Source organism: Pantoea agglomerans (assembly GCF_021397715.1).
In the GTDB taxonomy this organism is placed as follows: domain Bacteria; phylum Pseudomonadota; class Gammaproteobacteria; order Enterobacterales; family Enterobacteriaceae; genus Pantoea; species Pantoea astica.
The window spans coordinates 1,316,041-1,341,997 of the sequence record NZ_CP090207.1; the positions used below are offsets into that span (position 1 = coordinate 1,316,041).

24 protein-coding genes are annotated in these 25,957 nt (G+C 55.0%); 19 read left to right on the top strand and 5 right to left on the bottom strand.

From position 1 onward, the window contains the following. The first annotated feature begins 72 nt into the window (after window positions 1-72). The 5 genes from LZU96_RS06365 (at window position 73) to hisP (ending at window position 4,061) form a co-directional block, all read left to right on the top strand. Window positions 73-642: a UbiX family flavin prenyltransferase gene (locus LZU96_RS06365; protein ID WP_233987524.1), complete on the top strand. Its 570-nt coding sequence runs from the start codon at window positions 73-75 to the stop codon at window positions 640-642. A gap of 259 nt (window positions 643-901) precedes the next feature. Continuing rightward, window positions 902-1,684, top strand: a complete 783-nt coding sequence (gene argT, locus LZU96_RS06370; RefSeq protein ID WP_233987525.1) for a lysine/arginine/ornithine ABC transporter substrate-binding protein ArgT — start codon at window positions 902-904, stop codon at window positions 1,682-1,684. Window positions 1,685-1,880: 196 nt separating this feature from the next. Beyond that, complete coding sequence (locus tag LZU96_RS06375) at window positions 1,881-2,570, top strand: histidine ABC transporter permease HisQ (RefSeq protein ID WP_233988139.1); 690 nt, start codon at window positions 1,881-1,883, stop codon at window positions 2,568-2,570. Then, window positions 2,563-3,279, top strand: coding sequence for an ABC transporter permease (locus tag LZU96_RS06380; protein WP_233987526.1), 717 nt, complete (start codon window positions 2,563-2,565; stop codon window positions 3,277-3,279). Before LZU96_RS06375 ends, LZU96_RS06380 begins: the two co-directional genes overlap by 8 nt. Before the next feature lie 8 nt (window positions 3,280-3,287). Next, a complete protein-coding gene (hisP, locus tag LZU96_RS06385) occupies window positions 3,288-4,061 on the top strand; it encodes a histidine ABC transporter ATP-binding protein HisP (RefSeq protein WP_233987527.1) in 774 nt (257 codons plus the stop codon). Between the two features lie 160 nt (window positions 4,062-4,221). On the opposite strand, the gene LZU96_RS06390 is transcribed toward hisP, so the two are convergent. Next, window positions 4,222-5,121, bottom strand: coding sequence for a TIGR01777 family oxidoreductase (locus tag LZU96_RS06390; protein ID WP_233987528.1), 900 nt, complete (start codon window positions 5,119-5,121; stop codon window positions 4,222-4,224). A 182-nt stretch (window positions 5,122-5,303) separates the two neighbouring features. On the opposite strand from LZU96_RS06390, the gene yfcF reads away from it, so the two are divergent. Together yfcF and yfcD are read left to right on the top strand one after the other, a co-directional pair. Next, window positions 5,304-5,945, top strand: coding sequence for a glutathione transferase (gene yfcF / locus LZU96_RS06395; RefSeq protein WP_233987529.1), 642 nt, complete (start codon window positions 5,304-5,306; stop codon window positions 5,943-5,945). A gap of 110 nt (window positions 5,946-6,055) precedes the next feature. Then, complete coding sequence (gene yfcD / locus LZU96_RS06400; RefSeq protein WP_233987530.1) at window positions 6,056-6,580, top strand: NUDIX hydrolase YfcD; 525 nt, start codon at window positions 6,056-6,058, stop codon at window positions 6,578-6,580. 120 nt (window positions 6,581-6,700) lie between these two features. Here yfcD and pta read toward each other — a convergent pair whose 3' ends face one another. Then, complete coding sequence (gene pta, locus LZU96_RS06405; protein WP_233988140.1) at window positions 6,701-8,830, bottom strand: phosphate acetyltransferase; 2,130 nt, start codon at window positions 8,828-8,830, stop codon at window positions 6,701-6,703. Between the two features lie 85 nt (window positions 8,831-8,915). Beyond that, window positions 8,916-10,118 carry an acetate kinase gene (ackA, locus tag LZU96_RS06410; RefSeq protein WP_233987531.1) on the bottom strand — a complete coding sequence of 401 codons (1,203 nt, stop codon included), beginning with the start codon at window positions 10,116-10,118 and terminating at the stop codon, window positions 8,916-8,918. 335 nt (window positions 10,119-10,453) lie between these two features. Between ackA and yfbV the strand changes: the two genes are divergently transcribed. The 3 genes from yfbV to LZU96_RS06425 all read left to right on the top strand — a co-directional run bounded on the left by yfbV (window position 10,454) and on the right by LZU96_RS06425 (window position 12,219). Beyond that, window positions 10,454-10,906, top strand: a complete 453-nt coding sequence (gene yfbV / locus LZU96_RS06415) for a terminus macrodomain insulation protein YfbV (RefSeq protein WP_233987532.1) — start codon at window positions 10,454-10,456, stop codon at window positions 10,904-10,906. Between the two features lie 142 nt (window positions 10,907-11,048). Continuing rightward, the gene (locus LZU96_RS06420) at window positions 11,049-11,543 is read left to right on the top strand and encodes a YfbU family protein (protein WP_233988141.1); all 495 of its coding nucleotides are present in this window, start codon (window positions 11,049-11,051) and stop codon (window positions 11,541-11,543) included. Window positions 11,544-11,556: 13 nt separating this feature from the next. After that, entirely contained in the window at window positions 11,557-12,219 is a 663-nt protein-coding gene (locus LZU96_RS06425) for a sugar phosphatase (protein ID WP_233987533.1), read from the top strand. Between the two features lie 18 nt (window positions 12,220-12,237). On the opposite strand, the gene yfbR is transcribed toward LZU96_RS06425, so the two are convergent. Further along, window positions 12,238-12,837, bottom strand: coding sequence for a 5'-deoxynucleotidase (gene yfbR, locus LZU96_RS06430; protein ID WP_233987534.1), 600 nt, complete (start codon window positions 12,835-12,837; stop codon window positions 12,238-12,240). 69 nt (window positions 12,838-12,906) lie between these two features. After that, entirely contained in the window at window positions 12,907-14,124 is a 1,218-nt protein-coding gene (locus LZU96_RS06435; protein WP_233987535.1) for a pyridoxal phosphate-dependent aminotransferase, read from the bottom strand. Between the two features lie 963 nt (window positions 14,125-15,087). On the opposite strand from LZU96_RS06435, the gene lrhA reads away from it, so the two are divergent. The 9 genes from lrhA (at window position 15,088) to nuoI (ending at window position 25,947) form a co-directional block, all read left to right on the top strand. Further along, window positions 15,088-16,011: a transcriptional regulator LrhA gene (lrhA, locus tag LZU96_RS06440; RefSeq protein ID WP_021509211.1), complete on the top strand. Its 924-nt coding sequence runs from the start codon at window positions 15,088-15,090 to the stop codon at window positions 16,009-16,011. 655 nt (window positions 16,012-16,666) lie between these two features. Continuing rightward, window positions 16,667-17,110 (top strand): NADH-quinone oxidoreductase subunit A, encoded by a 444-nt coding sequence (locus LZU96_RS06445; protein ID WP_233987536.1) that lies wholly within the window; start codon window positions 16,667-16,669, stop codon window positions 17,108-17,110. A 15-nt stretch (window positions 17,111-17,125) separates the two neighbouring features. Continuing rightward, window positions 17,126-17,803 (top strand): NuoB/complex I 20 kDa subunit family protein, encoded by a 678-nt coding sequence (locus LZU96_RS06450; RefSeq protein ID WP_009089012.1) that lies wholly within the window; start codon window positions 17,126-17,128, stop codon window positions 17,801-17,803. A 116-nt stretch (window positions 17,804-17,919) separates the two neighbouring features. Beyond that, window positions 17,920-19,719 (top strand): NADH-quinone oxidoreductase subunit C/D, encoded by a 1,800-nt coding sequence (gene nuoC / locus LZU96_RS06455; protein WP_233987537.1) that lies wholly within the window; start codon window positions 17,920-17,922, stop codon window positions 19,717-19,719. Between the two features lie 2 nt (window positions 19,720-19,721). Then, complete coding sequence (gene nuoE, locus LZU96_RS06460) at window positions 19,722-20,237, top strand: NADH-quinone oxidoreductase subunit NuoE (RefSeq protein WP_046288191.1); 516 nt, start codon at window positions 19,722-19,724, stop codon at window positions 20,235-20,237. Between the two features lie 2 nt (window positions 20,238-20,239). Beyond that, entirely contained in the window at window positions 20,240-21,580 is a 1,341-nt protein-coding gene (gene nuoF / locus LZU96_RS06465) for an NADH-quinone oxidoreductase subunit NuoF (RefSeq protein WP_233988142.1), read from the top strand. A gap of 115 nt (window positions 21,581-21,695) precedes the next feature. Next, window positions 21,696-24,419 (top strand): NADH-quinone oxidoreductase subunit NuoG, encoded by a 2,724-nt coding sequence (nuoG, locus tag LZU96_RS06470; RefSeq protein ID WP_233987538.1) that lies wholly within the window; start codon window positions 21,696-21,698, stop codon window positions 24,417-24,419. Continuing rightward, entirely contained in the window at window positions 24,416-25,393 is a 978-nt protein-coding gene (nuoH, locus tag LZU96_RS06475; RefSeq protein ID WP_233987539.1) for an NADH-quinone oxidoreductase subunit NuoH, read from the top strand. Before nuoG ends, nuoH begins: the two co-directional genes overlap by 4 nt. A gap of 11 nt (window positions 25,394-25,404) precedes the next feature. Continuing rightward, window positions 25,405-25,947: an NADH-quinone oxidoreductase subunit NuoI gene (gene nuoI, locus LZU96_RS06480; protein WP_031376232.1), complete on the top strand. Its 543-nt coding sequence runs from the start codon at window positions 25,405-25,407 to the stop codon at window positions 25,945-25,947. Window positions 25,948-25,957: the final 10 nt, after the last annotated feature.

The following is a 25,957-nucleotide window of genomic DNA, read 5'->3' on the forward strand; positions in this document are numbered from 1 at the left end:
CCCGCCCTGTTTGTTTTCAGAAATCGCCTGGCCGCGTTATGATGGTGCATCCGGATACAGCAAGGTTGGAATATGAAACGACTCATCATTGGCATCTCTGGCGCCAGCGGGGTGATTTATGGCGTGCGTATGCTGCAGGTTTTGCAGCAGGTCGATGAGGTGGAAACCCATCTGGTGATGAGCCAGGCGGCGCGTCAGACGCTGGGGCTGGAGAGTGATTACTCACTGCGTGACGTGCAGGCGCTGGCCGATGTGGTGCATGACGTGCGCGATATTGCAGCAAGCATCTCATCAGGATCGTTTAAAACCCTGGGAATGGCGATTTTGCCGTGCTCAATGAAGACCCTGTCCGGCATTGTCCACAGCTACAGCGATTCGCTGCTGACCCGTGCGGCTGACGTGGTATTAAAAGAGCGGCGCAGGCTGGTTCTGTGCGTGCGGGAAACACCGCTGCACGTTGGCCACCTGCGCATGATGACCACCGCGGCCGAGCTGGGCGCGATTATCATGCCACCGGTACCGGCGTTTTATCATCGCCCTGAAACCATTGAGCAACTGGTTGATCAAACGGTTAATCGGGTCATCGATCAGTTTGATATCGAATTGCCAGAGGATTTGTTCGCGCGCTGGCAGGGTGCATAAAGTTCCGCTGGCGCACTTATTTAGTGCATAAGCGCGCCTCGGATCACTCTTCGTGCATTTGATGCACCAAAAGTTAACATCATCGCTTTTTCTCTTTTACTTCACTGTTATATTCCCCTGACAAACTCAGCGTTTTCGGCTGTCCCACGTCACGCTAAGTGCGCGGATAACTTGCAGAACTGGCATGAAACATGCAAATTACTTTGCGCAAACACATCACGAACCACATAACAAAAAGCACTTCACTTGAGGGTAATCTATGAAAAAGCGTGTTCTGGCTCTTTCCCTGATGCTGGGTTTATCCAGTGCTGCCAGCGTATTTGCGGCGGTGCCAGGTTCAATCCGCATCGGTACAGATCCAACCTACCCACCGTTTGAGTCAAAAAACGCGCAAGGGCAGTTAGTGGGCTTTGATATCGACCTCGCTAACGAAATCTGTAAACGCATTCATACCCAATGTACTTACGTTGAGAGCGACTTCGACGCGCTGATCCCTTCGCTGAAAGCGAAGAAAATTGACGCCATCATCTCTTCTCTTTCGATCACAGCAAAACGTCAGGAAGAAATTGCCTTCTCGGAAAAACTCTACGCCGCCAACGCGCGCTTAGTGGCACCGAAAGGTTCAAAAATCGAGCCGACGATTGAGTCGCTGAAAGGCAAAAATATCGGCCTGTTACAGGGGACCACGCAGGAAACCTACGCCAACCAGAACTGGCGGCCAAAAGGCGTCAACGTGACGCCGTATGCCAACCAGGATCTGGTCTATCAGGATCTCAATGCCGGGCGAATTGATGCCGCGTTTCAGGACGAAGTCCAGGCGAGCGAAGGGTTCCTGAAGCAGCCGGTTGGTAAAAACTACGCGTTCGCCGGTCCGGCAGTGAAAGATGACAAAATCTTCGGCGTCGGTACCGGTATGGGGCTGCGTAAAGATGACAGCGAACTGAAAGCCGCCATCGACAAAGCCTTTGCTGAGATGCGTAAAGATGGCACCTACGACAAGATTGCGAAGAAGTATTTCGACTTTAATGTGTACGGCGACTAACCATCCTGTCGCTCTGCCGACTGATTGCTGAGGTGAGCGGACCGGATGCAGGTGCAGCAATTGCCGACAGCGGTCGGCGTTGTTGTCACTGGCATTGACCGGCCTGCTGACATCCGCAACGACCTGGCAGAGCAAAGCTGCCCGCGCACCACTGGCGGGCAGCGTTCCGTTTCCACCGCACGACAGGACCCTTTCGATGCTGTATGGCTATTCTGATGTAATTCTTCGGGGCACGCTGGTGACGCTGGAACTGGCGCTGACCTCAGTGGTACTGGCAGTGCTGCTCGGCCTGATCGGGGCCGGTGCCAAACTGTCCCGTAACCGACTGCTGGCGATGATTTTTGAAGGCTACACCACCCTGATTCGCGGTGTGCCGGACCTCGTTCTTATGCTGCTGATCTTCTACGGTCTGCAGATTGTGCTCAATCAGGTGACCGACGCGCTGGGTCTGGCCCAGTTTGATATCGACCCTATGGTCGCGGGTATCATCACGCTCGGCTTTATCTATGGTGCTTACTTCACTGAAACCTTTCGCGGCGCCTTCATGGCGGTGCCAAAAGGGCAGATCGAAGCGGCAACCGCCTTTGGTTTCACCGGTTCACAGGTGTTCCGCCGCATACTGTTTCCGGCAATGATGCGCTATGCGCTGCCGGGCATTGGCAACAACTGGCAGGTTATCCTCAAGGCGACGGCGCTGGTCTCCCTGCTGGGGCTGGAAGATGTGGTGAAAGCCACTCAGCTGGCCGGTAAAAGTACCTGGCAACCGTTCTACTTCGCGATTGTGGCGGGCGTCATTTATCTGGTCTTCACCACGCTGTCGAACGGCGTGCTGTGGTGGCTCAACCGGCGCTACACGGTCGGCGTGAAGAGGGCGAGTTATGATTGATATCATTCAGGAATACTGGAAATCGCTGCTCTGGACCGACGGTTACCGCTTTACCGGCGTCGCCATTACGCTGTGGCTGCTGATCCTCTCGGTGGTGATCGGCGGAACGCTGGCGATCCTGCTGGCGATTGCGCGGGTTTCACCGAACCGGTTTATCAGTTTCCCGGTCTGGTTGTTCACCTATGTGTTTCGCGGTACGCCGCTCTACGTGCAGTTGCTGGTGTTCTATTCGGGGATGTATACGCTGGAAATTGTTAAGGGCACCGAACTGCTGAACGCTTTTTTCCGCAGCGGACTGAACTGTACCTTGCTGGCGTTTACCCTGAATACCTGCGCTTACACCACCGAAATTTTTGCCGGTGCGATCCGCTCGGTGCCACACGGTGAAATTGAGGCAGCGCGGGCCTATGGCTTCTCCACCTTTAAACTCTATCGCTGCATTATCCTGCCGTCGGCGTTGCGCACCGCGTTACCCGCTTACAGCAACGAAGTGATTTTAATGCTGCACTCCACTGCGCTGGCGTTTACCGCTACGGTACCGGACTTGCTGAAAATCGCGCGAGATATTAACTCGGCGACCTATCAGCCGTTTACCGCGTTCGGCCTGGCCGCCGTGCTGTACCTGATCATTTCTTACGTGTTAATCAGCCTGTTCCGTGTTGCGGAACGCCGCTGGCTGGCTCATGTAAAACCCTCTTCATCGCATTGAGTAGAACTATGGCTGACAATAAATTAAGCGTCACCGAATTGCATAAACGTTACGGTGAACATGAAGTGCTGAAAGGGGTCTCGTTAACCGCCAACGCGGGCGATGTGATCACTATCATTGGATCGTCCGGTTCGGGGAAAAGTACCTTTTTACGCTGCATCAACTTCCTCGAAAAACCGAGCGAAGGCACCATCGTGGTCAACAATCAGCAGATCAACTTAGTCCGCGACAAAGATGGTCAGCTCAAGGTAGCGAACAAAGAGCAGCTGCGCGCACTGCGTACCAGCCTGACCATGGTGTTCCAGCACTTTAATCTGTGGAGCCACATGACGGTGCTGGAAAACGTTATGGAAGCGCCGATTCAGGTGCTGGGACTGAGTAAAGCGGAAGCGCGTGAACGGGCGATCAAATATCTCGATAAGGTCGGAATTGATGCGCGGGCACAGGCGAAATATCCGGTTCATCTCTCCGGCGGTCAGCAGCAGCGCGTGTCAATTGCACGCGCGCTGGCAATGGAGCCGGAAGTGCTGCTGTTTGATGAGCCAACTTCGGCGCTCGATCCGGAACTGGTGGGCGAAGTGCTGCGCATTATGCAGAAACTGGCGGAAGAGGGGAAAACCATGGTAGTGGTCACGCACGAAATGGAATTTGCCCGCCACGTCTCCAGCCACGTCATTTTCCTGCATCAGGGCAAGATCGAAGAACAGGGCACGCCAGTGGAGCTGTTTGGCAGCCCGAAGAGTGCTCGTCTGCAGCAGTTCCTGAAAGGCTCGCTGAAGTAACGCTGCGCCCGCGTGTGGCTGATGCGGGCCAGGTCATGAGGTGCGGCTGACGGTAGCGCACAGGCTGCGCGTTATCGTCAGCGTTGACACCGCTTCGCCAGACGGCACCGGCTGACGGTGCTGCGCCTGCACGCCGGTGATGATTCGCCGATCGCGTTCGTTAATGCTTCACCACATCCTGCAACGCCTGCTGTAAATCGTACCAGCGGAAAGTAAATCCCGACGCCTCCAGCCGTTTCGGTATCACATGCTGTCCACCCAGTACCAGCACGGCGGATTCACCCATCATCAGTTTGATGGCGCTGGCAGGCGTGCGCATAAAGGCCGGACGGTGCATCACCCGCCCCAGAATGGCGGCAAACTGCTCATTGCGTACCGCGTAAGGCGCGACCATGTTGAATGGGCCGCGCAGATCGTCATGATCCAGCAGCCAGATAATCGCGCTGAGCATATCGTCAAGATGGATCCACGGCATATATTGCTTGCCGCTGCCGATCGGCCCGCCGATTCCCAGCTTAAACGGCAGCTTCATTTTGCTGAGCGCACCGCCCTCGGCAGCCAGCACCACGCCGGTACGTAACAGGCAGACGCGGGTGCGATCGCTTTCGGCCGCGAGCGCCAGCTGCTCCCAGCGCGCGCAAAGTTGATGGGTAAATTCGTCGTGTCCGGGGTCCTCTTCGGTCAGCACCACATCGCCGCTGTCGCCGTAAAAACCGGTTGCCGAGCCGGAGATCAGCACCGCCGGTGGCGTGGTGCTGGCGTTGATCAGTGAGGCGATCTGTTCCGTGATCTGCCAGCGGCTTTCGCATAACTGCTGCTTATGCGGTTCAGTCCAGCGTTTGTCGGCAATGGGCTCGCCCGCCAGGTTGATCACCGCATCAACATTATTGAGATCGGACTGTTGCGACAGCCCTGACCAGAGCGCCACGCCTTCGCCCAGTTTTTCACGCGCGCTCACCACGTCACGCGTCACTACACTGATCTGGTGACCGAGCTGTTGCAGGCGAGGAATCAGATGACGACCTATCAATCCCGTTCCACCGGTAATAAGAATGTGCATGTTGCGGCTCCCTTGACGTTGTTGTTATTTATTCTCTTCAGCATAGAAGAGTAAGGCCAGTGTGAGGTGAGTCGCGTCGCGCTTTCTTGCAATCAGGCGAAACATCGGACCAGCTCAGCGTTGCCTTCAGAAATAAAAGTCGGTAAACATGATGCAATCCTGACAGCCAATTGAGGTAACCGATGAATTATCCGCCCATCACCCTGTGGTCAGATTCATCATTTTTCAGTCCTTACGCCATGTCGGCTTACGTTGCGCTCACCGAAAAGGGTATTCCGTTTACCCTGAAACGGGTTGATTTGTCGCAGAATCAGCAATTCGCGGCGGCCTATCGTGAGCTCTCGTTAACCTGCCGGGTTCCCACGCTGCAGATCGATGACTTTCTGCTGAGCGAATCGTCGGCGATCGGCGAATATCTCGAAGAGCGGTTTCCGGCTCCCGAATTTGAACGTCTCTATCCACGCGACCGTGAAAAACGGGCGCGGGCAAGAGAGATTCAGGCCTGGCTACGCAGCGATTTTCTGTGGATCCGACAGGAGCGGCCGACTGAAGTGCTGTTTGCCGGCGAGCGATTTTCACCGCTGACCGCCTCAGCGCAGCAGGCGGTGGATAAGCTAGTTACGGCAGTTGAACGTCTGTTACCCGAAGGGCAGCAAAATCTGTTTGGTGAATGGTCAATTGCCGATACCGATCTGGCGGTGATGCTCAACCGACTGGTACTGCATGGCGATCCGTTACCCGCACGCTTACAGCACTATGCTGAGTTTCAGTGGCAGCGTGCCTCAGTACAACTGTGGTTAGCTGAAAGCGGTAAAAATCGATAGCTTTCGAGGCTTGCTCAAGCTAACGGAAGTGATTACCTTACGCCACACTATGAGAATAACGTGGTAAACAGCGCGTGCATCCAGGCACGCTAAACAGGAAAGGGTTACGGATGGTGGATCACATTGCGGGTGACGATGTCGAGTGGGTCGATATCGTTAGCGAAGAGAATGAAGTCGTTGCTCAGGCGACACGCGCACAGATGCGTGCTCAATGCCTGCGTCACCGCGCCACCTATATCGTGGTACATGACGGTATGGGCAAGATTCTGGTACAGCGTCGTACCGAGATCAAAGATTTTATGCCAGGCAAACTGGACGCGACCGCCGGCGGTGTTGTACAGAGCGGCGAAGATATGCTGGAGTCGGCGCGACGTGAAGCGGAAGAGGAGCTGGGCATCGCCGATGTACCCTTTGCCGAACATGGCAAATTCTACTTCGAAGATGAACACTGCCGCGTCTGGGGCGGGCTGTTCAGCTGTGTGTCACACGGACCCTTTGCGATGCAGGAAACCGAAGTCGATGAGATCATCTGGATGACGCCTGATGAGATCACCGCACGTTGTGATGAGTTTACCGACGATTCGCTGAAGGCGTTGTCGTTGTGGATGAGCCGCAACGGCGAGAACCGCGCCTGATAAACGAGTGAACCGCGCTGCCTGTGCCGTTCACCTGAATCGGTGGTGGCAGGCGGTTACGCGATCGCAGATAAAAAAAAGGGCATGCGCCGTGGCATGCCCTCTCTGTCAGATTAACGCTTAGCCTTCAGCCTGCTGTGACTGAATAGCGGTCAGAGCGATGGTGTAGACGATATCATCCACCAGCGCGCCGCGTGACAGGTCGTTGACCGGTTTACGCATCCCCTGCAGCATCGGACCAATAGAGATCAGATCGGCAGAACGCTGTACCGCTTTGTAAGTGGTATTACCGGTGTTGAGATCCGGGAAGATGAACACCGTCGCGCGACCGGCAACCTGTGAATTTGGCGCTTTCGACTTCGCCACATCTTCCATGATCGCGGCGTCATACTGCAGCGGACCATCGATCACCAGATCAGGACGTTTCTCCTGCGCGATACGCGTGGCTTCACGCACTTTTTCCACATCGCTACCTGCACCCGAGGTGCCGGTGGAGTAGGAGATCATCGCCACACGCGGGTCGATACCAAAGGCTTTGGCGGAATCGGCTGACTGAATCGCGATCTCGGCCAGCTGTTCAGCGGTCGGGTCCGGGTTAATGGCGCAGTCACCGTAGACCAGCACCTGCTCAGGCAGCAGCATAAAGAACACCGACGACACCAGCGAACTGTTTGGCGCGGTTTTGATCAGCTGCAACGGTGGACGAATGGTATTCGCGGTAGTGTGGACGGCACCGGAAACCAGACCGTCGACTTCGCCACTTTCCAGCATCATGGTGCCAAGCACCACGTTATCCTCCAGCTGTTCCTGCGCCACCACTTCGGTCATGCCTTTGCTCTTACGCAGCTCAACCAGACGCGGCACGTAGTTTTCACGTACCTGAGCCGGATCGACAATCTCGACGCCTTTACCGAGCTCAACGCCCTGTGCAGCAGCGACACGCTGGATCTCATCCGGATTACCTAACAGCACGCAGGTCGCGATGCCGCGTTCGGCACAGATCGCGGCGGCTTTCACGGTACGCGGCTCATCACCTTCTGGCAGCACCACACGTTTGCCTGCTTTACGCGCCAGCTCGGTCAGCTGATAGCGGAAGGCTGGCGGTGACAGACGACGGCTGCGTTCAGAGGTGGCGGTCAGTGACTCAATCCAGTCAGCATTGATGTAGCTGGCGACATACTCCTGCACTTTTTCAATGCGCTGGGTATCATCAGCCGGCACTTCCAGGTTGAAGCTCTGCAGGCTGAGTGAGGTCTGCCAGGTGTTGGTTTTCACCATAAACACCGGCAGGCCGGTCTGGAACGCGCGCTCACACAGTTTCGCGATGCGCTCGTCAATCTCATAGTTACCGGTCAGCAGTATCGCACCAATCTCGATGCCGTTCATCGCGGCCAGGCAGGCGGCAACCAGCACATCCGGACGGTCAGCAGAGGTAACCAGCAGCGAGCCAGGGCGGAAATGCTCCAGCATGTGCGGAATGCTGCGGGCGCAGAAGGTAACGGATTTCACCCGGCGGGTCTGAATCTCACCTTCGTTGATGATGCGCGCATTGAGGTGACGGCACATATCGATGGCGCGGGTCGCGATCAGATCAAAGCTCCACGGCACGCAGCCTAATACCGGCAGCGGGCTGTCGGAAAACAGCTGCTTAGGATCGATATTGGCGATGCTGGCTTTTGACGAGTCATCAAAAATCTCTGACAGGTCAGGGCGGGTACGCCCTTGTTCATCGACGGGCGCATTCAGTTTGTTGATGATCACGCCGGTGATGTTTTTATTCTTCTGTCCGCCAAAGCTGCTTTGGGTCAGCTCAATGCGTTCTTTCAGCTGGGCCGGAGAGTCATTGCCCAGCGCCATCACGAAGACGATTTCCGCATTCAGGGTTTTCGCGATTTCGTAGTTCAGCGCGTTAGCGAACTGATGCTTACGGGTCGGGACCAGGCCTTCAACCAGCACCACTTCGGCATCCTGGGTGTTGGCATGGTAACGGGAGATAATTTCTTCCATCAGCACATCCTGCTGGTTCGATCCCAGCAGAGATTCTACCCGTGACATCTGCAGCGGTTCAGCGGCAGGAATCGACGAGTTCTTACGGATGATGGTGGTGGTTTGATCCGGGGTATCGCCGCCAGAACGCGGCTGAGCAATCGGCTTGAAGACGCTGAGACGCACGCCTTTACGTTCCATGGCGCGAATGACGCCGAGGCTGACGCTGGTCAGGCCGACGCTGGTGCCGGTCGGAATGAGCATAATTGTACGTGACACGATTGAACCTCTCAGGAATTGCAGGGTGTCAAAAACAACTCCGTCAGCCTGAGCTGACGGAGAGAAGTGATTACGCAGTCAGACGCGCAGCGTCCTGGGCGATGACCAACTCTTCGTTGGTTGGAATCACCAACGCCGGGCGGGTCCCTTCTTTATTGATGTAGCCGGACTGGCCAAAGCGGGCCGCCAGGTTACGATCGTGATCGACTTCGAAACCGAGTAGCGCCAGCTTTTTCAGCGACAGTTCACGCACCATCGCGGCGTTTTCACCGATGCCGCCGGTGAAGACCACGGCGTCAAGACGGCCATCCATCAGCGCGGTATAGCTGCCGATATATTTTGCCAGGCGGTGACAGAACACATCCATCGCGCGCTTCGCATCTTCTTTGGTGGTGTAGTTCTCTTCAACATAACGGCAGTCGCTGGTCACTTCGGTCAGCCCTAACAGGCCAGACTCTTTGGTCAGCAGCTTGTTGATCGCATCCACACTCATGCCGAGGGTGTCGTGCAGGAAGAAGATGATAGCCGGATCGATATCACCACTGCGGGTACCCATCACCAGACCTTCCAGCGGCGTCAGACCCATTGAGGTATCGACGCACTCACCATTGCGGATTGCCGAGACAGAACCGCCGTTGCCGAGGTGACAGGTAATGATGTTCAGTGACGCCAGCGGCTTGTTGAGCATTTTGGCCGCTTCATGAGTGACGTAGAAGTGGCTGGTCCCGTGCGCGCCATAGCGACGGACGCCATGTTCTTTATATAATTTGTACGGCAGCGCGTAGAGATAGGACTCTTCCGGCATTGTCTGATGGAAAGCGGTGTCAAATACCGCGACATTCTTATCTGACAGGTGCGGGAAGTTTTTCATCGCCTCATCGATACCGATCAGGTGGGCCGGATTGTGCAGCGGGGCGAATGAAGAGGCATCTTTAATGCCCTGAATCACCTCTTCGGTGATCACCACGGACTGCGTCAGTTTTTCGCCGCCGTGAACGATGCGATGGCCGATTGCAGCAATTTGTGCCGAAAGCGCGGGTTTTTGTGCCAGAATGGTTTTAACAATGAAATTCAGTGCTTCGCTATGCGCCGCGCCGGCACCGAGAGGGGCTTCCTGTTTTTGACCGTCCAGCTTCCACTTAATACGCGCTTCAGGAAGATGAAAGCATTCCGCCAGACCAGACAAAAACTCGTCACCGCTGGCAGGATTGAGGATGGCAAACTTAAGGGAAGAGCTGCCACAGTTCAGGACCAGAACTAACTTACTCGACATGGAAGTACCTATTTTTAGAGAGTGGCGAAAAAAAACGCAATCAGACTATCAGCGTAGCCCATGAAAGCTGGTAGATTAATGATAAACATCATGCGGTAGTCAGAATTCTGCTTTTCCGCAAAAATTTTTAGTAATTTTACGCAAAAATTTGAAATTTCTTTGTCGAAACATGACCCGTCCTCTTCCCAAAGGCGGTCGTCGCTGCCAGAAAGGTGGAGAAACGGCGTCAGGATAGCCGGAGTCACCTTTAAAGACAAAAAAAATTGAAGGATGTCACGTAAAGTTGTGTAGTTATAACTATTTTTTAATCTTTGCAGTATTAGTTGAGGTGAGCCATGGCGAATGAATCTGGCAGTACCAGCTGGTTCCGGATGTTTCAGCGCGGACAGCATTACATGAAGACCTGGCCGGCTGATAAGCGCCTGGCACCGGTATTCCCGGAAAATCGTGTCTCATCAGCGACGCGTTTTGCCATTCGTTTTATGCCACCTTTGGCCATTTTTACGCTGACCTGGCAGATCGCGATGGGCGGTCAGCTCGGGCCAGCCGTCGCGACCGCACTGTTCGCCTGTAGCCTGCCGATGCAGGGGCTATGGTGGCTGGGTAAACGCTCCGTCACGCCGCTTCCGCCCACGTTGCTCAACTGGTTTCATGAAGTGCGGGCAAAACTGGAAGAGGCAGGGCAGGCCATCGCCCCGGTTGAAGGCAAACCGACCTACCAGGCGCTGGCTGACGTGCTGAAACGCGCTTTCAAACAGCTGGACCGCACCTTCCTCGACGACCTCTGAGTCACGCCGTTTTTACACTAAAAACCCGGCGAACCTGCAGTCAGATCAAAGAAAGGCGATACGGAGATTTCCGTATCGTCAGCCCTGTGTGATCATTTCCACCTTGTCTGTTATCTGAGCGGTCTCTGGCCGGGAGTAAATGATGGAAATGACCCATGCACAGCGTTTGATCCTTACCAACCAGTACAAAATCATGGCAATGCTTGAGCCAGAAAATGGTGAGCGCTTTCGCCGTTATCAAACCATTATCGAACGCGGCTATGCGCTGCAGATGCGCGAGCTGGACAAAGAGTTCGGTGAGCTCAGCGAAGAGACCTGCCGGACGGTGATCGACATTATGGAGATGCACCATGCGCTGCACGTCTCCTGGTCGAACCTGAAAGATAAAGGCACGCTGGAAGAGCGGCGTCTGGCTTTCCTCGGTTTCGATGCGGCAACCGAAGCGCGCTATCTGGGGTATGTGCGTTTTATGGTCAACAGCGAAGGGCGCTACACCCATTTTGATTCCGGCTCCCACGGGTTTAATGCCCAGACGCCGATGTGGGAAAAGTATCAACGTATGCTGGCTTTGTGGCAGACTTGTCCGCGACAGTACCATTTAAGCGCCAATGAAATTGCGCAAGTGATTAATGCCTGAGGAGGAGTGACGCGTGACCTACAGTGGTTTTCTATTTGATTTAGATGGCACCTTAGTGGATTCACTGCCGGCGGTTGAACGTGCCTGGAGTCAATGGGGCGCCCGCCACGGCATTGCAGCGGAAGAGATTCTGGCATTTATCCACGGCAAACAGGCGATCACTTCACTGCGTCATTTTATGGCCGGTCAGCCGGAAGCGGCGATTCAGGCGGAGTTTGTGGCGCTGGAACAGGCCGAAGCGGCAGATACTGATGGCGTTCAGGCACTGCCCGGCGCACACGCATTGCTGAATACGCTTAATGAATTGCAGATCCCCTGGGCGATTGTGACTTCAGGTTCCGTCCCGGTGGCGCATGCGCGACATAAAGCGGCAGGATTACCGCAACCGGCGGTGTTCATTACTGCCGAGCAGGTAGCCAAAGGTAAACCCGAGCCGGACCCTTATTTGCTGGGTGCCGAAAAGCTCGGCTTAGCGGCCACTTCCTGCGTCGTGGTTGAAGATGCGCCAGCCGGGATTCTCTCAGGCCTGAATGCCGGTTGTGCGGTTATTGCGGTTAATGCGCCAGCTGACACGCCACGATTTAACGAGGTGGCGTTGTCGCTCACCTCGCTTGAGTCATTAATCGTGACCCGGCATCGCGATGGGCACTTCAGCTTTGGCCGTCAGGATCAATAACGCTTCCGCGCCGCGGATTCAGAGCGGCGTATCCTGTGAAATTTCATCCAGTGACAGGCTGAAACTGGGAATAAACACCTCAACGAAGTAATCCATTTCCGGCGAGCGGCGGTCGGCCAGGGTTTTTTCCAGCCTGGCCTTGGCCAGCAGAAATTCGTTGTTACCGGCGGAAAGCTCTTCCAGACACTTCACGTAAGCACAGAGCGCATCCGCCTGCTTCACGACCGCCTGTTCCTCTTCACTGTGCAGATGCTCATCAATCAGCGGACGGTAGATCGCCTGAAACTCTTCAGGCAGCATCTCAATCAGCTTCTGCTGCGCAATTTTTTCAATCTTTTTATATTCGTGGGCAATTTGCGCGTTGTAATACTTCACCGGGGTCGGCAGATCGCCGGTCAGCACTTCGCTGGCATCGTGGTAGAGCGCCAGCATGGCGATGCGATCGGCGTTGAGCGTGCCGTTGAACTTGAGGTTTTTAATCGACGCCAGGGCGTGCGCCACCATCGCGACCTGCAGACTGTGCTCAGAGACGTTTTCGGTGCGCACATTACGCATCAGGGGCCAGCGATTAATCAGTTTCAGGCGGGAGAGATGGGCAAAGAAGTGGCTTTGAGTCATGAGCGTTCCTGTGAGCCGACAGGGGAGAGACGGGCTCTCCCCAAATAGCGTCAGTATACGCGGCTGAGATTACTGACGATAGCCTTGCAGGAAGCGGCCAAACTTATTGATCGCCATCTCAAGATCATCGACGCGCGGCAGAGTGACGATGCGCAGGTGATCCGGCCACGGCCAGTTAAAGGCGCTGCCCTGTACCAGCAGCACTTTCTCCTGCAGCAGGAAATCCAGCACCATCTTCTGATCGTCAAAGATATTGAATTTTTTCGCATCAATGCGCGGGAACATATAGAGCGCGCCCTGCGGTTTCACGCAGCTGACGCCGGGAATATCATTAATCAGCTCCCAGGCGCGCTGGCGCTGTTCATACAGCCGGCCGCCAGGCATGATAAATTCACTGATGCTCTGGTAGCCACCCAGCGCGGTCTGAATCGCATGCTGAGCCGGAACGTTGGCACAGAGACGCATTGAAGCAAGCATCTCCAGCCCTTCAATGTACCCTTTAGCGTGCTTTTTCGGGCCGTTCAGCACCATCCAGCCCTGACGGAAGCCCGCCACACGGTAGGTTTTTGACAGGCCATTAAAGGTCACGGTCAGCAGATCGGGGGCCAGCGCGGCGATGCAGTGATGCTGTGCTTCGTCGTACAGAATTTTGTCGTAGATCTCATCGGCGAAAATGATCAGGTTATGCTGACGGGCAATTTCGACGATCTCTAACAGCAGCTCTTTGCTGTAAACCGCACCGGTGGGGTTATTCGGGTTGATGATAACGATGCCGCGGGTGCGTGGCGTGATCTTACTGCGGATATCATCCAGGTCGGGGAACCAGCCAGCCGATTCGTCACACAGATAATGCACCGCTTTACCGCTCGACAGCGAGACGGCTGCAGTCCATAACGGATAGTCGGGTGCCGGTACCAGCATCTCATCGCCACTGTTCAGCAGGGCCTGCATCGCCTGCACGATCAGCTCAGAGACACCGTTACCAATGTAGATATCCTCGACGGTGACATCGCGCATATCGCGTGCCTGATAATGCTGCATGATCGCTTTACGGGCAGAATACAAACCTTTCGAGTCGCAATAACCCTGTGCGCTCGGCAGATTACGAATCACATCCACCAGAATTTCGTCAGGCGCTTCAAAACCAAACGGCGCGGGATTACCGATGTTCAGTTTGAGTACTTTGTTGCCTTCTTCTTCGAGGCGTTTGGCCTCTTTCAATACCGGACCGCGGATGTCGTAGCAAACGTTATCCAGCTTACCGGATTTATCAATCTGAAAAGTCATTGTTACCGCCTTAATGGGCAGAATCCTTTTGGCTGCCACAGAAATCAAACCAGCACAATGTACTCTCCTCACGAACACAAAAGAAGGGTGCCGCTCGGTTTTGGCGCGTTCAGCAACTTTTCCCGTCGCTGATAGCGCAAAAGATATTTGTTACCCTGATAATTAGTTAAACTAACCATATCAGCATTGCTAAACGATATTTTTAGCTGAGAGAGGCGGGCGCTGGCGGGGCTGCATTTGCACATTATGAAACATTTTTGGAACTTATGACGGTTGAACCTTTCCCGACATTTGAAATATACACTCTGTGAAATAGTTAAACGATATTTTATTGATGGTTAAATAATCATCGTTTAAGGGGTGTTGACGTGGCTCAGGTCTTAATGCTGCTAAAGAATGATGCCGTTGGCACCTTGTCATAACCGGAGAAGTGCCAAAAGATCAGGTCCGGATGGCACCAGCTTTGCGAATCAGAAGGCATTCACTGTCACTTCCGGCCAGAGATCAGACTCACCGAACAGGTGAAAAGAAAGCGATCCGCTGGCAGAAGGGGCCGGAAACGCCTTTAGCGCAAAATTTACAGCGCTTTTCACAAAATCATTTCCATTTTGAAGTCAAAAATGATTAAGTATAATTTATTATTTAGTGCGTCTTGCCGCTCCGCTTTACCGGATGCAACATCGCGCATTCTGTCCCGCTTCGCTGTTTTGGGTGGGAATAAGACAACTACGCAGCTTCCTGCATTCGCGCACCCCGCGCCTTCGGTTCAGAAGTTGTATCTGTCTTCCTGGTCCTGTTGATCTTCTGATGGGTCTTCAGCGGTCTGTAAACGTCAGTAAAATTTTTTGTGCCAGTCTCAACACAGGACTGTCATTGAGCACCATTACTGTTTATCACTTTGATAAGCTTAGTAATAACACCAGGGTAGTAGTTCGTAAAAATCTAATAAGTGAAGAAAAAAACATGACTAATGCAAATCGTCCGATACTGAATCTCGACCTCGATCTGCTGAGAACCTTCGTTGCCGTTGCTGATCTCAATACGTTTGCCGCCGCCGCTGCAGCGGTCTGCAGAACGCAATCAGCCGTCAGCCAGCAGATGCAACGTCTGGAGCAATTGGTAGGTAAAGAGCTGTTTGCCAGACATGGACGTAATAAGCTATTAACCGAGCACGGAATCCAGCTTTTAGGTTACGCCAGAAAAATCCTTCGTTTTAATGACGAAGCCTGCACCTCCCTGATGTACAGCAATATTCAGGGTGTGCTGACGATTGGCGCCTCCGATGATACCTCTGACACCATTCTGCCGTTCCTGCTGAACCGGGTTACCTCGGTTTATCCGAAGCTGGCTATTGATGTGCGGGTAAAACGTAACCCTTTCATGATGGAAATGCTCAACCAGGGCGAAGTTGACCTTGTGGTCACCACTTCCAGCCCGGGCAATTTCACCTATCAGGTCCTGCGCACGTCACCGACCTTGTGGTACTGCGCGGCAGATTACATTTTCCAGCGTGGCGAAGCCATTCCGCTGGTGCTGCTGGATGAGCCAAGTCCTTATCGCGACATGGCCATCGATCATCTTAATGAAGCGGGCATCCCGTGGCGTATCTCGTACGTCGCGTCAACGCTGGCTGCGGTTCGTGCCGCGGTTAAAGCGGGATTGGGTGTCACAGCACGTCCGGTCGAGATGATGAGTCCGGAACTGCGGGTGATGGGCGCAGCAGAAGGTTTACCGGTGCTGCCGGATACCCAGTATCTGCTGTGTCGTAATCCTGACAGCGATAACGAACTGGCACTGGCAATCTTTAACGCCATGCAGTCAACCAATGACCCGTACAATCTGAGTGCCAATCCGGATGGTACGCTGTTACTGGACGACGAAGAGTAAGTTGGTTGCCATTATGCTGCACAGATCCTGTGCGGAATGAGCGGCACAAAACGCCGATAAAAAAGCCTTTCATTCTGTAAGCAGAACGAGAGGCTTTTTTTTACCCGCCTGATGATAGCTGACAGCTTTTTCCGCTTCGCCAGCCTGCTGTTTCAATAGTCACCTGCTGCAATTAATTTCATCTCTGCTTTAACTGAAACTTACCCACCAAAAAAACGGATGCTTCGTTTCGCCTTGCGCCAAAAAATGGAGAAATTTAGCGCAAAAAGGGCAGAAGTGTGTTCTGGATCAAAAAAATACCCCTGGTAAGGGGAAGGAAAACCCGCGGATACCTGTCAAAATATGTTTGTTAAATGCACGATCCATGCGTGTAAATACCCGCTACACTAAAATTAACCCTACAGACTGAAGCGATTTAGCTGGAAAGCGGGGCATCATTTGTTAATAATATGATGCAGGTGTGAAATAATGTTTGGATACTTTTGTCAAAGTTGACAAAAGGTTATAGAAAGGAGTAAAAAACCCCATAAAATTGCTGCTTATTTAAGAATAACAGCGACATTTAAAAGGTTTTTATCCTTCCCTTGAATCGATGTGGTCAGTTTGCTGCGGGAAACGCGTGCAGGATGCCAGCGCCACTTTTGATGAGTAAGCAATGAGTATGTCAACTACCACCGAAATCATCGCTCAGCATTGGGCGTTTATCGTCTTTATCGTCATCGCATTTGGCCTGTGTGCTTTCATGTTGACCGGAGGATGGCTGCTTGGCGGCAGAGCGCGCGCGCGTTATAAAGACACGCCGTTCGAGTCAGGCATCGAGTCCGTAGGCGACACCCATATCCGCCTGTCGGCCAAATTCTATCTGGTTGCGATGTTTTTCGTCATCTTCGACGTCGAAGCCCTCTTTTTATACGCATGGGCGACCTCAATCCGCGAAAGCGGCTGGGTCGGCTTTGTGGAAGCCGCAATTTTCATTTTGGTGCTCCTGGCGGGCTTGGTCTATCTGGTACGCATCGGCGCACTCGATTGGGCTCCTGCACGTCGTCGCGTCGTGGTTAAAACCACCACGATCAGTCACACCAATCCTCACAAGCAGTAAAAGAGAGGCAATAAGATGGACTATACGCTCACCCGCATAGACCCGAACGGTGGTGAGAACGACCGTTATCCTCTGCAAAAGCAGGAAATCGTCAGCGATCCGCTGGAGCAGCACGTTCATCGCAGCGTTTACATGGGCAAACTCGAAAATGCCCTGCACGACATGGTGAACTGGGGGCGTAAAAACTCCCTGTGGCCTTATAACTTCGGCCTCTCCTGTTGTTATGTAGAGATGACGACCTCGTTTACCGCCGTGCATGACGTGGCACGTTTTGGTGCTGAAGTCATGCGCGCCTCGCCACGTCAGGCCGACTTTATGGTGATCGCAGGTACGCCATTTACCAAAATGGCCCCGGTGATTCAGCGTCTGTATGACCAGATGCTGGAGCCAAAATGGGTGATCTCAATGGGTGCCTGCGCCAACTCTGGCGGCATGTATGACATCTATTCCGTGGTGCAGGGCGTGGATAAATTCCTGCCGGTTGATGTGTATATCCCTGGCTGCCCGCCGCGTCCGGAAGCCTACATGCAGGCGCTGCTGCTGTTGCAGGAGTCGATCGGCAAAGAGCGTCGTCCGCTCTCCTGGGTGGTTGGCGATCAGGGTGTTTACCGCGCCAACATGCAGTCCGAGCGTGAGAGAAAACGCGGTGAGCGCATTGCGGTCACTAACCTGCGCAGCCCGGACGAAGTGTAAGTTAACCGTATGGATGGCAAAACGCGCCTGCAGCAGAACATCACAATTTAATGCATGGCCCCATCCTGACGCCTTCATTTGAGTGCCTGAGACCAGGCCGGAATGGTGAGTAACGTATGACAGATTTGACCACGCAAGATCTCGCTCAGCCTTCATGGCAAACCCGTGATCACCTGGATGACCCGGTGATCGGCGAGTTGCGTAACCGTTTTGGGCCGGATGCCTTTACCGTTCAGGCGACCCGCACCGGGATTCCGGTAGTCTGGGTAAAGCGTGAACAGCTACTGGAAATCACCGAGTTCCTGCGTAAATTACCTAAACCTTACGTCATGCTGTATGACCTGCATGGCATGGATGAGCGTTTACGCACCCACCGCGCCGGCTTGCCTGCCGCGGATTTTTCCGTTTTCTATCATCTGCTGTCGATTGAACGCAATCGCGACATCATGCTCAAGGTGGCGTTATCTGAAAATGATATGCACCTGCCGACCATCACCCGCCTTTTCCCGAATGCCAACTGGTATGAGCGTGAAACCTGGGAGATGTTTGGTGTGACCTTCGATGGTCACCCGCACCTGACCCGCATCATGATGCCGCCGACCTGGGAAGGTCACCCGCTGCGCAAGGATTACCCGGCGCGCGCCACCGAATTTGATCCGTTTACGCTGACTAAACAGAAAGAAGATCTGGAGATGGAGGCGCTGACCTTCAAGCCCGAAGACTGGGGTATGAAGCGCAGCACCGCCAATGAGGACTTCATGTTCCTCAACCTCGGTCCTAACCACCCGTCAGCGCACGGGGCTTTCCGCATCATTCTGCAGCTGGATGGCGAAGAGATCGTCGACTGCGTGCCTGACATCGGTTATCACCATCGCGGTGCCGAAAAGATGGGTGAACGTCAGTCGTGGCACAGCTACATTCCTTACACCGACCGCGTCGAGTATCTCGGCGGTTGCGTGAATGAGATGCCTTACGTGCTGGCGGTGGAGAAACTGGCCGGTATCGTGGTGCCGGATCGCGTCAATGTGATCCGCGTGATGCTGTCAGAACTGTTCCGCATCAATAGCCATCTGCTCTACATTTCGACCTTTATTCAGGACGTCGGCGCCATGACGCCGGTGTTCTTTGCCTTTACCGATCGCCAGAAAATTTATGACGTGGTGGAAGCCATCACCGGCTTCCGTATGCACCCGGCCTGGTTCCGCATTGGCGGCGTGGCGCACGACCTGCCGAAAGGCTGGGAACGTCTGCTGCGTGACTTCCTTGACTGGATGCCGAAGCGCCTGAAGGAGTATGACAAAGCCGCACTGCGCAACAGCGTGCTGGTTGGTCGTTCTAAAGGCGTTGCCGCGTACAACATGGAAGAAGCGCTGGCGTGGGGCACCACCGGTGCGGGCCTGCGCGCCACCGGCCTCGACTTTGATGTGCGTAAATGGCGTCCGTACTCCGGCTACGAAAACTTCGACTTCGAGATCCCGACCGGTTCAGGCATCAGTGATGCGTACAGCCGCGTTCAGCTGAAGATGGAAGAGATGTGGCAGTCACTGCGTATCCTGGAGCAGTGTCTCAACAACATGCCAGAGGGTCCGTTCAAAGCCGATCACCCGCTGACCACACCGCCGCCGAAAGAGCGCACGTTGCAGCACATTGAAACGCTGATCACCCACTTCCTGCAGGTTTCGTGGGGGCCGGTAATGCCGGCTAACGAATCCTTCCAGATGATCGAAGCGACGAAAGGGATCAACAGTTACTACCTGACCAGCGACGGCAGCACCATGAGCTACCGCACCCGCGTGCGTACGCCCAGCTTCCCGCATCTGCAGCAGATTCCTTCTGTGATCCGTGGCAGCCTGGTATCCGACCTGATCGTATACCTCGGTAGTATCGATTTTGTTATGTCAGACGTGGACCGCTAATTATGCACGATCAACACATTGCCATTAAAACGATCGACCCCAACGAGGTCTTCGTGCTGAGCGCGGAAGAACATCACGCCATTGAGCACGAAAAACACCACTACGAAGATGCGCGTGCCGCTTCAATCGAAGCGCTGAAGATCGTGCAGAAAGCGCGCGGCTGGGTGCCGGATGGCGCGATTCACGCCATCGCTGAGGTGCTGGGCATTCCGGCCAGTGACGTTGAAGGTGTAGCGACATTTTATAGCCAGATCTTCCGTCAGCCGGTCGGCCGTCATGTGATCCGCTATTGCGACAGCGTCGTCTGTCACATCACCGGTTATCAGGGCATTCAGGCGGCGCTGGAACAGAATCTGAATATCAAACCGGGCCAGACCACGGCAGACGGACGCTTCACGCTGCTGCCAACCTGCTGTCTGGGCAACTGCGATAAAGGGCCAACGATGATGGTGGATGAAGATACCCACGTGCATCTGACGCCAGAAGGCATCGCCACTTTGCTGGAGCAGTATCAATGACATTGAAAACTATCATTCGTACTGCTGAAACCCATCCACTCACCTGGCGGATGCGCGACGACAAGCAGCCGGTGTGGATTGATGAATATCGCAGTAAAAACGGCTATGCCGGTGCTGAAAAAGCGCTGAACAGCATGTCGCCTGACGAAATCGTGGCGGCGGTGAAAGACTCTGGCCTGAAAGGGCGCGGCGGTGCGGGCTTCTCCACCGGCCTGAAGTGGAGCCTGATGCCGAAAGATGAGTCGATGAACATCCGTTACCTGCTGTGTAACGCCGATGAAATGGAGCCGGGCACCTATAAAGACCGCCTGCTGATGGAGCAGATGCCGCACCAGCTGGTGGAAGGGATGCTGATCAGCGCCTTTGCGCTGAAGGCTTACCGTGGCTACATCTTCCTGCGCGGCGAATACATTGAAGCCGCGGTGCATCTGCGCCGGGCGATTGCTGAAGCCACCGAAGCGGGCTACCTCGGTAAAAATATTCTCGGCACCGGTTTTGACTTCGAACTGATTGTTCACACCGGCGCGGGCCGCTATATCTGCGGCGAAGAGACGGCGCTGATTAACTCGCTGGAAGGCCGTCGTGCTAACCCGCGCTCCAAACCGCCGTTCCCGGCGAGTGCGGGTGCATGGGGTAAACCGACCTGCGTTAACAACGTGGAAACGCTGTCAAACGTGCCGGCGATTCTGGCTAACGGCGTCGACTGGTACAAAGGCATCTCGAAAAGCGATGACGCCGGTACCAAGATGATGGGCTTCTCCGGTCGGGTGAAAAATCCTGGCGTCTGGGAACTGCCGTTCGGCATTACCGCCCGTGAAATCCTCGAAGATTATGCTGGCGGGATGCGTGACGGACTGCGCTTCAAGGCCTGGCAGCCTGGCGGGGCAGGGACCGACTTCCTGACCGATGAGCACCTGGATCTGCCGATGGAATTTGCCAGCATTGGTAAAGCGGGCAGCCGTCTGGGCACCGCGCTGGCGATGGCGGTCGATCACGAAATCAATATGGTTTCGCTGGTGCGCAATCTGGAAGAGTTCTTCGCCCGCGAATCGTGCGGCTGGTGTACGCCATGCCGTGACGGTCTGCCGTGGAGCGTAAAAATTCTGCGTGCGCTGGAGCAGAAACAGGGTCAGCCAGGCGACATCGAAACCTTACTGCAACTCTGCCGTCAGCTTGGTCCGGGTAAAACCTTCTGCGCACATGCGCCGGGTGCGGTCGAGCCGTTGCAGAGTGCCATTAAGTATTTCCGTGAAGAGTTTGAAGCTGGCATTGCGCCGCAGGTGTTCGGTAATACCCGCGCGATTGGCGGGATTCAGCCAAACCTGCTGAAAGCGCGCTGGTAATTCACCGCAGCACACGGAATCAGGCCTGGTGCCGCCGCCCCGACAATCGGCTGTATGTCGGGGCAAGAATATGATTAACGCTCGTTTCTGACGAGCCTTACGGAAGCATGTCACTATGGCTACAATCCATGTAGACGGTAAAGAGTATGATGTGAACGGAGCGGACAACCTGCTACAGGCGTGTCTCTCTCTGGGCCTTGATATTCCTTATTTTTGCTGGCATCCGGCGCTGGGAAGCGTTGGGGCCTGCCGCCAGTGCGCGGTAAAGCAATTCCAGAATGCCGAAGATACCCGCGGCCGTCTTGTCATGTCCTGCATGACGCCGGCTTCTGACGGCACATTTATCTCCATCGATGATGGCGAAGCGAAAGAGTTCCGCGAAAGCGTGGTGGAATGGCTGATGACCAACCACCCGCACGACTGCCCGGTGTGTGAAGAGGGCGGTAACTGTCACCTGCAGGATATGACAGTGATGACCGGCCACAGCTTCCGCCGTTATCGCTTCACCAAGCGTACCCACCGCAATCAGGATCTCGGCCCGTTCATTTCGCATGAGATGAACCGCTGTATCGCCTGTTATCGCTGCGTGCGTTACTACAAAGATTATGCCGACGGCAAAGATCTGGGTGTCTACGGTGCGCACGACAACGTCTATTTCGGTCGTCCGGAAGATGGCACGCTGGAGAGCGAATTTTCCGGCAACCTGGTTGAGATCTGCCCGACCGGCGTCTTCACCGATAAAACCCACTCCGAACGCTATAACCGTAAATGGGATATGCAGTTTGCGCCGAGCATCTGCCAGCAGTGCAGCGTCGGCTGTAACACCAGCCCGGGTGAACGCTACGGTGAACTGCGCCGTATTGAGAACCGCTATAACGGCACGGTAAACCACTATTTCCTCTGTGACCGTGGCCGTTTTGGTTACGGCTACGTCAACCGCAAAGATCGTCCGCGTCAGCCGATGCTGCTGCGCGGCAATGACTGGGTGACGCTTAACGCAGAACAGGCGGTTAATGCCGGCGCGGATCTGCTGCGTCAGGCGAAAAAAGTGATCGGTATCGGCTCACCGCGCGCCAGCATTGAAAGTAACTTCGCGCTGCGTGAACTGGTGGGCGCAGAAAACTTCTCCACCGGTATGCCGGCTGGCGAACAGGCCCGGCTGGAACTGATGCTTAAAGTGCTGCGTGAAGGCGGGATCTACACGCCATCGCTGCGCGAAATCGAAAGTTACGATGCGGTGCTGGTGCTGGGTGAAGATCTGACCCAGGTTGGCGCACGCGTGGCGCTGTCTGTGCGTCAGGCGGTTAAAGGCAAAGCGCGCGACATGGCGGCGGCCCAGAAAGTGGCAGACTGGCAGATTGCTGCGATCCTGAACATCGGTCAGAACGCTAAACATCCGCTGTTTATTACCAACGTCGATGAAACCCGTCTGGATGATATCGCGGCATGGAGCTATCGCGCCCCGGTTGAAGATCAGGCGCGCCTCGGTTTCGCCATCGCCAATGCGCTGGATGAAACGGCTCCGGCAGTGACCGATTTCGACAGCAAGCTGAACGGCAAGATGGATGTCATCGTGCAGGCACTGGCCGGTGCGAAAAAACCGTTAATCATCTCCGGGACCCACTCCGGCAGCAGCGCGATGATCGAAGCGGCAGCCAACGTGGCGAAAGCTCTGAAAGCGCGCGGTGCCGATGTCGGGATTACCCTGCTGGCAGGACACGCTAACAGCGTGGGTCTGGGCCTGATGGGTGGCAATCCGCTGGAAAGCGCGCTGGAGCAGCTGAGCAACGGTGAAGCCGATGCGCTGGTGGTGCTGGAAAACGATCTCTATCGTCACGCACCGAAAGCGCTGGTGGATGCGGCACTGGCACAGACCACCAACGTGATTGTGGTGGATCATCAGCGTACCGCTACGCTGGAAAAAGCCGGTCTGGTGTTATCGACCGCCAGCTTCGCCGAAAGCGACGGCACCTCGATTAACCATGAAGGCCGCGCACAGCGTTTCTTCCAGGTTTACGATCCCTCTTACTACGACAACAGCATTGTGATGCTGGAAAGCTGGCGCTGGTTGCATTCGCTGCACAGCACGCTGGAAAGCCGTCACGTTGACTGGACGCAGCTGGATCATGTGATCGATGCCGTGGTGAGTCATCTGCCACAGCTGGCCGGCATTAAAGATGCCGCACCCGATGCCAGCTTCCGTATTCGCGGACAGAAACTGTCGCGTTCACCGCACCGTTCCAGTGGCCGTACCGCCGCGCGCGCCAATATCAGCGTGCACGAACCGCGTCAGCCGCAGGATCAGGACACCATGTTCGCCTTCTCAATGGAAGGGAACAACCAGCCAGGCGCACCGCGCTCGCAGATTCCGTTTGCCTGGGCTCCGGGCTGGAACTCACCGCAGGCGTGGAACAAATTCCAGGTCGAAGTGGGCGGCAAACTGCGTAATGGCGATCCAGGCGTCCGCCTGTTTGAAGCCAGCGCAGCGCAGCTACCCTGGTTCAGCAACGTCCCTGCGGCATTCGTCAGTGAAGCGCAATGGCGCGTGGCTCCGTACTACCAGCTGTTTGGTAGTGAAGAGATGTCACAGCGTTCACCGGTGTTCCAGCAGCGTATGGCGCAGCCAATGCTGGTGATTAACCCGGATGATGCGGCGAAACTGGGCGTCAATAATGGTGCTGCCGTGGAGTTCACCTGTGCCGGTGAAACCGTGCGTCTGCCGGTCCGTTTCTCTGCCTCGCTGCAGGCGGGACAGATTGGTCTGCCGCTGGGTATGCCGGGCGTACCGCCGTTCCTGGCGAACGGTAAAATCGACAAACTGCAGGAGGCGGCGCAATGAGCTGGTTAACACCGGATGTTATCGACATTCTGCTGGCCATCGGTAAAGCCATCGTCATTCTGCTGGTGGTCGTGGCCTGTGGCGCGTTCATGAGCTTTGCCGAGCGTCGTCTGCTCGGCCTGTTCCAGAACCGTTACGGACCGAACCGGGTAGGCTGGGGCGGCTCGCTGCAGCTGGTAGCGGATATGATCAAAATGTTCTTTAAAGAGGACTGGGTCCCGCCGTTTACCGACCGCTTTATTTTCACCCTGGCACCGGTTATCGCCTTCGTCTCGTTGCTGCTGGCGTTTGCCATTGTGCCGGTATCGCCAACCTGGATGGTCACGGACCTGAACATCGGTCTGCTGTTCTTCCTGATGATGGCAGGCCTGGCGGTCTACGCCGTGCTGTTCGCCGGCTGGTCGAGTAACAACAAATACTCGCTGCTGGGTGCGATGCGTGCTTCGGCGCAAACGCTGAGCTACGAAGTGTTTCTCGGACTGTCGCTGATGGGCGTGGTGGCACAGGCGGGCTCGTTCAACATGAACGATATCGTCAACAGCCAGACCCATTTGTGGAACATCATTCCGCAGTTCTTCGGCTTCATTACCTTCTGTATTGCGGGCGTAGCGGTGTGTCACCGTCACCCGTTTGACCAGCCGGAAGCGGAGCAGGAACTGGCCGATGGTTACCACATTGAATATGCCGGTATGAAATTCGGCCTGTTCTTTGTCGGCGAGTACGTGGCGATTACCACCGTATCAGCGCTGATCGTGACGCTGTTCTTTGGTGGCTGGCATGGCCCATTCCTGCCGCCGTTCATCTGGTTCGCCCTGAAAACGGCGTTCTTTATGATGATGTTCATCCTGATTCGTGCTGCGCTTCCGCGTCCACGCTATGACCAGGTGCTGTCGTTCGGCTGGAAAGTGTGTCTGCCGTTGACGCTGTTGAACCTGCTGGCGACCGCCGCAGTGATTCTCTACACAGCGCAGTAAGGGGTTAACAAATGACTTTAAAAGATATTGTCGTTGGCTTCGGCACGACAGTGCGCAGTATCTGGCTGATTGGCCTGCACGCCTTCGCCAAACGTGAAACGCAGATGTACCCGGAAGAGCCGGTTTATCTGCCACCACGCTATCGTGGCCGCATCGTGTTAACCCGCGATCCGGATGGCGAAGAGCGTTGCGTAGCCTGTAACCTGTGCGCCGTGGCCTGTCCGGTCGGCTGTATTTCGTTGCAGAAAGCAGAAACCAAAGATGGTCGCTGGTACCCGGAGTTCTTCCGCATCAACTTCTCACGCTGCATCTTCTGCGGCATGTGTGAGGAAGCCTGTCCGACCACGGCGATTCAGCTGACGCCCGATTTCGAACTGGGTGAGTTCAAGCGTCAGGATCTGGTGTATGAGAAGGACGATCTGCTGATCTCGGGTCCGGGTAAATATCCGGAATACAACTTCTACCGCATGGCGGGTATGGCGATTGACGGTAAAGATAAGGGCGAAGCGGAAAACGAAGCTAAGCCTATCGACGTCAAAGGCTTATTACCTTAAGGAGCAAGGC